This window comes from Streptomyces sp. NPDC020362, assembly GCF_040642095.1.
Lineage (GTDB): Bacteria > Actinomycetota > Actinomycetes > Streptomycetales > Streptomycetaceae > Streptomyces.
Window position 1 is genome coordinate 1 of sequence record NZ_JBFAET010000021.1, and the last position, 8,234, is coordinate 8,234.

The window sequence follows — 8,234 nt, forward strand, 5'->3', positions numbered from 1 at the left end:
CCGCAGTCCGCGGGCCACCCCGGCGGGCAGCACCCGGGTGGTGTACCGACGCTCGGACTCCAGCCCCTTGTCCGCGCCGACACTGCGGGCCACCAGCGCCTTGGAGAGGCCTTCCGCGTAGGCGCGGGTGCGGAAGTACGCGAAGTGCTCGCGGGCCTCGGGCACCCGGTGGTGGATCACCGCGCGGTCGTCGATGAGGAGGACGGCGTCGGGGCGGGCCCGGGTGAGCCGGATGCACAGCTCCGTCTCTTCGCAGCCCAGCGGGCGCCGGTCGCCGTCGCGGCCGATGCCGGTGGCGAAACCGCCCGCCGCGGTGAACGCCGTACGCCGGAAGGAGGCGTTTCCGCCCAGCACGTTGCGGACCCGGACCCGGCCCGGCGGGAGCCCCCGGTAGGTGCACCCCACCACCCAGTCGAACTCCTCCGGGAACCAGGCGGGGCGCCGGCCCGACGCCCAGACCGGGACCGTACGGCCGCCGACCGCCATCACGCGCGGGTCGGTGTACCCCTCGGCGAAGCGCCGCAGCCAGTCCCGTTCGGCCACCGCGTCGTCGTCCAGGAAGGCGATCACCTCGCCACGGGAGGCGGCGACACCGGTGTTGCGGCCGGCCGACAGGCCGCGCGGGCCGGCGTTGGCGAGCACCCGGACGTCACCGGCCGCCGTCCCCTTCTCGTACTCCTTGTACTCGCGGGCCAGCCGGTCCAGCAGGGCCGGGTTGTGGTCCACGACCAGGAGTGTCTCCAGCGCCGGATACGACTGCGCGCGCACCGAGGAGACCGCTGCGAGGATGTCCCCCCAGCGGTCCTCGGTGTACACGCAGATCACGACGGAGATGTCGGGATCCGTCAAGACACCTCTCCCTGCCCGGTGTTCAGCAGGCGCGCGTGATGGGCCTGGCGGCGCAGCGCACGCCGGTTGGAGCGCTCCTTGAGGATGACCTTCAGCACCCGCAGCCCGTCCCGAACGGCCCGCAGATTGCTCGTGCCGTGGATGCGGAGGTACTCGTGGCTGGGGATCTCCTGAACCTTCAGCCCCGCCTTGACCACTCTGATGTTCATCAGGGTCTCGACCTCGAAGCCGGTGCAGTCCAGGTCGATCTTGTCCAGGCAGTGCCGCCAGAATGCGTTGTATCCGTAGCAGAGATCGGTGTAGCGGGCGCCGAACTTGCGGTTGACGATGGTGCACAGCGCCCAGTTGCCGAGCTTGCGGATGAAGGTCATGTCGTCCGTGCCGCCGCCGTTGGCGAAACGCGAGCCCTTGGCGAAGTCGGCGCCCGAGACGAGGGCGGAGACGTACGACACGATCTCGTTGCCGTCGGCCGAGCCGTCCGCGTCGACCATCACGATGATGTCGCCGCTGCACGCCTCGAACCCGGTGATCAGGGCATCCCCCTTGCCCTTGCCCTGCTGTTCGACGACCTTCACCGCGGGCCACAGCGAACGGGCCACCTCGACCGTGTCGTCGGTGGAATTGCCGTCCACGAGAACCACTTCCTGTATCCAGTCCGGAAGGGTCTTGAAGACGTAGGGCAGATTCTCCGCCTCATTCATGGCGGGAATCACCACGCTCACCGGCGGAGTGATCGCAAGGTGAGTGGAGATGGGCCGATAGTGGGTGGCCATTAACGGATCTTGGCCCGAACTCGGCGGATGCAGAACAGAACTCACGGGTTGTGTCCCTCTCGTCCGGTGGACCGCCCGCCCCTGGGCGGCCCGGCTCTGTGTCCGGTTCGAAAGGGGGGTTCTCGTCTTCGGCACGGCGAAGTGATCTCCGTGCACGCAGATGAGCTGGCAAAGCAGGCCGGGCTGCCGGAAAAAGACGGCAGCCGGTCGCGCGGCACGACTCGGAAACACGTGCGGTCACCGAGCACGGCACCCCCCTACCGCGCCCCGCGCCGATACGTCACGGCCCTGAGCCCTCCCCTGAACCGTGTGCAGACGGACCGATGCGGGTGAGATGTACGACGGTATTGACGATTGAAGCAGAATGGCAAGACCTGCACCGAGGTCTCACGTTTTTGTTGGTTGGGCCGTTACACAACTTTGGCCTTGGTTGGTCCGTCTTGTGTTCGTTTCCTCGAACGGAATTTCTCCCGGGTGAGGACGAGTAGAAGAAGCAGCAGGCTGAGCGACGTCACCGCGACGACGCCGCCGCGTACCGACCAGCGGTGCACGGCCAGCATGCCCTGGGCAACCAGCATGTTCAGTACGACCGCGCCCGCAAGCGCGCAGAGCACCCGGCCGACGGGATTGAGTCCGCGCAGCGCCGTCCCGATCGCCGCTGCCGGTGCTGTGAGCAGGAAGAACAGTGTGCTCGGTGCGCGCAGTGGTGAGTGGGTGTCGGTAGTTGCGAGCAGTGCGCCGACCGCGGCGACGGCCGTGGCGGCCCCGGCGAGCAGCGCAGACAGGTCCCTCCCCGGACCCCGGCGCTCCTGGCCGGCGTCGTCCTCGCCGCCGTCCGATGAAGGTGTGTTGATGCGTAAGGTCTGCATTGGCGACTTTGCCCCCCGACGCGCCGGATGCCGGGCTTCAATGTGGCGCAGGCCCGCAGGAGCCGTCAAGACGGCGGTCCCCCTTTAAACATGTGTTCCCCGGAGTGTTCGAGGCTTCTGGGGAAGGGGGCGTCCAGTGGAGGTCCTGAACCGATCCTGTTCGGATGTCGTTCAAATCTGAAAAGTTCATTGGCATGGACACTTCCACTCAACATGCGTAGTTGGTACGACAGTTGTGGCAGAGATCCTGCTAAAGGGAGGTTCCATGAGACGTTCCCGATTTGCGGCATCCGTGACCTCGCTCCTCCTTGCCGCCGGCCTGGCCCTCACCGGGGCCGCCACGGCGCAGGCCTCCTCGACGGCCGCAACCGGCGGCTATGTGGCGCTCGGTGACTCCTACTCCTCCGGAGTCGGAGCGGGCAGTTACATCAGCTCCAGCGGAAGCTGCGACCGCAGCACCAAGGCGTACCCGTACCTGTGGAACGCCGCGCACAGCCCGTCCTCGTTCGCCTTCAACGCCTGCTCGGGCGCCACGACGGACGACGTCCTCGCCAGTCAGCTCGGCTCGCTCAACTCCTCCACCGCCCTGGTCTCGATCTCGATCGGCGGCAACGACGCCGGATTCTCCGACGTCATGACGACCTGTGTCCTCTCGTCCGACAGCGGCTGCCTGTCCAAGATCAACAGCGCCAAGGCGTACGTCGACTCGACGCTCCCCGGCAAGCTCGACGCCGTCTACAACGCGATCAGCGCCAAAGCCCCCTCCGCCCGGGTGGTCGTCCTCGGCTACCCCCGCTTCTACCTGCTCGGCCAGACCTGCCTCGGCCTCTCCGACACCAAGCGGTCCGCGATCAACGGGGCCGCCGACTACATCGACGCCGCCATCCAGAAGCGTGCCCTGGACCACGACTTCGTCTTCGGCGACATCCGCTCCCCGTTCTCCAGCCACGAGATCTGTTCCAGCGACTCCTGGCTGCACAGCGTCAACTGGCTCGACATCGGCGAGTCGTACCACCCCACCGCGGCCGGCCAGTCGGGCGGCTATCTCCCCGTGCTCACCACCAACGCGTCCTGAGCCGTCCGGCCGAACCCGTCAGGGAGAGGCCGAGGGCGAAGCGGAGGCCCCGTCCGACGGGGTCTCCGTCGGCGTCGTCGCGCAGGTCACCGAGAACGGCACGGAGTTCGAAGTGGTCCGCACCGGACTGCGCACCTCCACACTGATCCCGTTCTCGATCGTCCGGCCCTCGGAGTAGGCGGTCACGGTCACCTGCACCTGCTTGGTCCTCCCGCCTCCGGCCGGGAACGCCAACGTCCTCCATCCCGGGTCGGAGACCGACCCGTGCGCCGGCACCCACCGGTACTCCACCTGCGCGGGCAGCCGCCCGACCGTGAACGTCGCCGTGAACGCGGGCGCCTGCCCGGTCGGCGGCGGGCAGGTCCCGTCGTACGCGGTGTGCGAGCCCGTCAGGGTCACCTGCACGGACTGGGCCGGCGGGCTGCTCGTCGTCGGGCTGCTGTGTGCGGGCGGTTGCGCCGCGGTGCCGGAGTCCGTGCCGGTGCTCGGCGAGGGGGAGTGCACACTGGCGCTCGCCCGGCCGGTCTGCGCCCTGTCGTCGCCCTTGCCGCCGCCGTTGTCGCGGTTGAGCAGCGCGTACGTCAGCCCCGCCAGCGCCAGTGCGACCGCGAGCAGACCGGCCACCAGCACGAGGCGGGTCCGCCGCTCACGAGCCGGCGCTACGGCCGTGGTCCGCGGTTCCGGATACCCGCCGGGCACGGGCATGGGGGGTGTGGGAGAAGGCCGTTGCGGCCGGGACGTGACCGTCGGGGCGTACGGCGCGACCGGTGTCGACTCCGTGCGGGCGGTCCCGCCCGCCGCGACGACCCGCAGATCCTGCTCCGCCCGCTCGGCGGACAGCCGCTCGGCCGGGTCCTTGCGCAGCAGCCCCTCGATGACGGGAGCGAGCGGCCCGGCCCGGCCCGGCGGCGGCAGTTCCTCGTCCACCACGGCGCGCAGAGTGCTCAGCGGAGTGTCGTAGCGGAACGGGGAGTTGCCCTCGACGGCCGCGTACAGCAGTACGCCCAGCGACCACAGATCGGACTCCGGGCCCGGCGTACGGCCCAGTGCCCGCTCCGGCGCGAGGAACTCGGGCGAGCCGATCACCTCTCCGGTCATGGTCAGCGCCGAGCTGCCCTCGACCGTCGCGATGCCGAAGTCGGTGAGGACCACCCGGCCGTCGTTCGCCAGCAGCACATTGGCCGGCTTAACGTCCCGGTGCAGCACCCCGACGGCGTGCGCGGCGCGCAGCGCGGCCAGCACCTCGGCACCGATGTGCGCGGCCCGCTGCGGCGACAGCGGACCCTCGGCCTCCAGCTGGTCGGCCAGGGACAGGCCGCGGACCAGCTCCATCACGATCCACGGGCGGCCGCCCTCCATCGCCACGTCGTACACCGTGACCACGTTGCGGTTGGCGACCCGGGCCGCCGCCCATGCCTCACGCTCCAGGCGCGCGTACATCCGCTCGACGTCGGACGCGGGCAGCCCGGCCGGCGCCCGCACCTCCTTCACGGCCACCTCGCGGTGCAGCACCTCGTCGCGGGCGCGCCACACCGTGCCCATGCCGCCCTCGCCCAGCGGGGACAGCAGTCGGTAGCGGCCTGCGATCACACGGTCGTGGTCCGGTTCTTCGGACACGGGTGCCCCCCACGGCATCTGACGTGATTTCTCCACAAAAGTAGCTCAGCCGAGTGCGGATGCGGCCCCCTTGAGCACCAATCCGGCACCCAGGGCGACGACGACCAGCGCGGACGCGAGTGGCAGGGTCCGGCGGACCAGGGCGGCCACCGGGTGGACGCTCCAGCGCGGGCGCCGCTCCAGCACCCGGGTGACGCCCGAGCCCAGCCTGACGACGGCGAACCCGGCCGCCGTGAGCGTCAGCGCAAGACCGGCGCCGTACGCCACGACGAGCAGCAGCCCGAACCAGGCCTTGCCCAGCGCCGCGGCACCGACGAGCACGACGACCGCGGAGGGGCTGGGCACCAGACCGCCGGCGAACCCCAGGAGGATCGTGCCGCGGAGGGTGGGGGCGGTGGGGTGGCTGTGGGTGTGGCCGCCATGGGTGTGTTCGACGGCGTGGTGGTGAGAGTGCCCGTGCGGGTGATCGTGATGGTGCCCGTGATCGTGATCACGGTGGTGGTCGTGGTGGTCGTCATGGTGATGCCCATGATGGTGGTCGTCATGGCCGTGGGCCGTGCCGTGGTGGGCGCCCACACCGGCCAACCGGCGCTCCTCCGCCTCCTCATGGACGTGGGTGTGCGTGTGCTCGTGCGCACGGTTGCGCCAGGCCCGTCGTAGGAGGTTCGTCCCCGCGACGAGCACCAGGGCGCCGCTGGCGATGCCCAGCCAGGCGATCACCGAGGGCGTGGCGGCGGAACCGGCCGTGACGAGCAGGCCCAGGGCGACCACGCCGAGGGTGTGGGTGACCGTGACCGAGGCGGCCAGGGGCAGTACGTCCCGCAGCCGGGCGCGGCCTCCGCGCGCCGCCGCCGACGCGGCCATCAGGGTCTTGCCGTGGCCCGGTGCGAGCGCGTGCATCGCGCCGAGGACGACCGCGATGAGCAGGGCGAGCGTGGCGAATCCGAGAGTCAGGTCGTGACGGGCCACGAGGTCGTCCAGGGCGCGGGTCCAGCGGTCGGCGCCCCGCGGCAGCACGCCCGCGCCCGGGGCGTCCTGCCGCTCCTCGGCGAGCGCCGGGCCGCCGGGGCGCACGTGCAGGGAGGCCGCGGTGGTGTCGGCGGGCGAGGAGAGCAGGTCCTTCGGGTACGTGGTGAGTTCGTGCGAGACCGACTTCGCCGGTACGTCCGTCCCGGTGAGCGTCATGCGGTCGCCGCGCGCGGTGATCTCCCGCCAGCCGGGTCCGCCGGTGGCCCCCGCGCTGTGAAAGCCGAGGGCGACCGGCTTCCCCTGCGGAAGCGGTGCGGTGAACCGGCACTCCACGCGCAGCGTGTTCAGCCCGGCCTGCCCGGGCCGCAAGCGGGCGCGGGCGGTGCCGGTGGCCAGGGCGACGGGCCGTCCCCCGACGGTGAGCGCGCTGCCCTTCGCGGCGTCGGCGCACCGCTGCCTCGCCCATGCGGTCAGGCCGAGCCGCTCGATGCCCGGCTTGGCCTGGGTCGCCGGGATCTCGGCGAGGTCCTCCACATGGTCGACGCGGAGCTGCCCGGGAGCGGCGACCAGACCGTCGTAGCGATTGACGGTGAAGTTGCCGAGGGGATGCGCGCTCGCGGCCGTGGCCGGGGTGAGCGCGAGGGCGCAGGCGGCCGTGAGGACCGCCGCGGCGCCGGCGAACGGGCGACGGAGGTTCACCGGGCGGCCCCCAGGGCCTTGCGGGCCTCGGCCGCACCCAGCGGGGAGAAACCGGGGTTCAGCCTCAGGGCCGCCGTCAGGTGCGTCCGGCCCTCCTCGGAGTGGCCCGTGGCCAGCTCGATCATGCCGCGGTGGTAGACGAAGGCGGCGTTGCGGTAGCCGGTGGCCGTGGCCCGGCGGGCGTAGGGAAGGGCCTCCTCGTCATGCCCGTTGACGTGCAGCGCCCAGGCGAGGGCGTCCGCGGTGTGCACGGTGTGCCGACGGGCCCATTCGGCGCGGGCCGCACGCAGGGCGGACGCCTTGTCTCCATGGTCGGCGGCGGCCAGAGCGGTGTCGAGGTCGGCGTTGACGCCGTTGGCGCGGGCGAGGGCGATCCAGGCGTCCACGAGGGCGTACTGGTCGTGCGCCCTGGCCCGGTCGCCGGCCGCGCCGCGGGCCTCGTACAGCTCGCCGAGTTCGACGAGGGGGCCGGGCAGCGGATAGCGGGAGACCACCGTCTCCAGACCCTTGATCGCCTCGTCCCGCCTGCCGACCGCCGCCTGGGCGCGGGCCCGGCCCTCCAGGGCGGGGAGGTAGTTCTCGTCGGCGGCCAGCGCCCGGGCGTAGGAGCTCAGCGCGCCCTTGTAGTCGCCCTGGCTCCAGGCGAGTTGGCCGAGCTGGGCGGACACGTAGGCCACGTCGCCCCGTGAAGTGGCCACGGCGAGGGCCTGCTTGAGCACGCGCCGGGCGGTTGCCACGTCGCCCCGCAGCTCGTGCACGTACGCGTACCGCGTGAAGACCGGCACGCCCGGCTTGCGCGCGTCCGCGGTCCGGACGGCCCGGTCGGCCTCGGTGTAGCGGCCGAGTTCGACCAGGGCGTCGACGCGGGAGGACAGGGCGCGCTCGCTGTACGGGTTCTGCTTCAGGGTCCGGTCCGCGTAGATCAGGGCGTCCTTGAAGTCGTGCCGGGCAGCGGCGAGGGCGGCCCGGCCGGCCAGGGCCTGGTCGTTGTCCGGGGCCAGGGCCAGGGACCGGTTCAGGGCCTTCTCGGCCTGCGGGTAGCGGGCGGGGTCGCCCTTGGTCCGCGCCTGCTCCACGTACGCGAGGCCGAGGGTGGCCCAGCTGCCGGAGTCCCTCGGCTGGGAGTGCAGATGAGCCTGCAGGGCGGCGATGCTCGCGTCGAGATCGCCGCTGCCGAGCAGCCCCGGATCGACGGCGGTGGAGGCGGCCGGCACGGTGGGCCCGCCGTCCCGTGCCGCCCCGACGGCGATCGCGCCGCCGGTGAGCGCGATGGCCAACAGTGCGGCGGAGCAGACGAGTTGGGCGGCACGCCAGCGCCGTCCCACGGCGGCGACCCGGCGGACGGCGGCCACGCGCCGCTCGGCGCCGGGCACGGATCCCGAC

Annotated in this window: 7 protein-coding genes; 1 reads left to right on the forward strand and 6 read right to left on the reverse strand. The window is 71.8% G+C overall.

Features of this window, described 5'->3' with window-relative positions; translation table 11 throughout:
- From AB0H32_RS11515 to AB0H32_RS11525, 3 genes are all read right to left on the reverse strand, one after another.
- A partial coding sequence (locus tag AB0H32_RS11515) for a glycosyltransferase family 2 protein (RefSeq protein WP_361117930.1) occupies positions 1-849 on the reverse strand: 849 nt, incomplete at its 3' end.
- A complete protein-coding gene (locus AB0H32_RS11520; protein WP_361117933.1) occupies positions 846-1,667 on the reverse strand; it encodes a glycosyltransferase family 2 protein in 822 nt (273 codons plus the stop codon). The genes AB0H32_RS11520 and AB0H32_RS11515, both read right to left, overlap by 4 nt.
- A gap of 365 nt (positions 1,668-2,032) precedes the next feature.
- Positions 2,033-2,560 carry a hypothetical protein gene (locus AB0H32_RS11525; protein WP_361117935.1) on the reverse strand — a complete coding sequence of 176 codons (528 nt, stop codon included), beginning with the start codon at positions 2,558-2,560 and terminating at the stop codon, positions 2,033-2,035.
- A gap of 196 nt (positions 2,561-2,756) precedes the next feature.
- On the opposite strand from AB0H32_RS11525, the gene AB0H32_RS11530 reads away from it, so the two are divergent.
- Positions 2,757-3,566 (forward strand): SGNH/GDSL hydrolase family protein, encoded by an 810-nt coding sequence (locus tag AB0H32_RS11530; protein WP_361117938.1) that lies wholly within the window; start codon positions 2,757-2,759, stop codon positions 3,564-3,566.
- Between the two features lie 18 nt (positions 3,567-3,584).
- On the opposite strand, the gene AB0H32_RS11535 is transcribed toward AB0H32_RS11530, so the two are convergent.
- The 3 genes from AB0H32_RS11535 to AB0H32_RS11545 all read right to left on the reverse strand — a co-directional run.
- Positions 3,585-5,201 (reverse strand): protein kinase, encoded by a 1,617-nt coding sequence (locus AB0H32_RS11535; protein WP_361117941.1) that lies wholly within the window; start codon positions 5,199-5,201, stop codon positions 3,585-3,587.
- Positions 5,202-5,228: 27 nt separating this feature from the next.
- Entirely contained in the window at positions 5,229-6,851 is a 1,623-nt protein-coding gene (locus AB0H32_RS11540) for a sulfite exporter TauE/SafE family protein (RefSeq protein ID WP_361117944.1), read from the reverse strand.
- On the reverse strand, positions 6,848-8,234 hold a 1,387-nt coding region (locus AB0H32_RS11545; RefSeq protein ID WP_361117947.1), incomplete at its 5' end, for a tetratricopeptide repeat protein. The genes AB0H32_RS11540 and AB0H32_RS11545, both read right to left, overlap by 4 nt.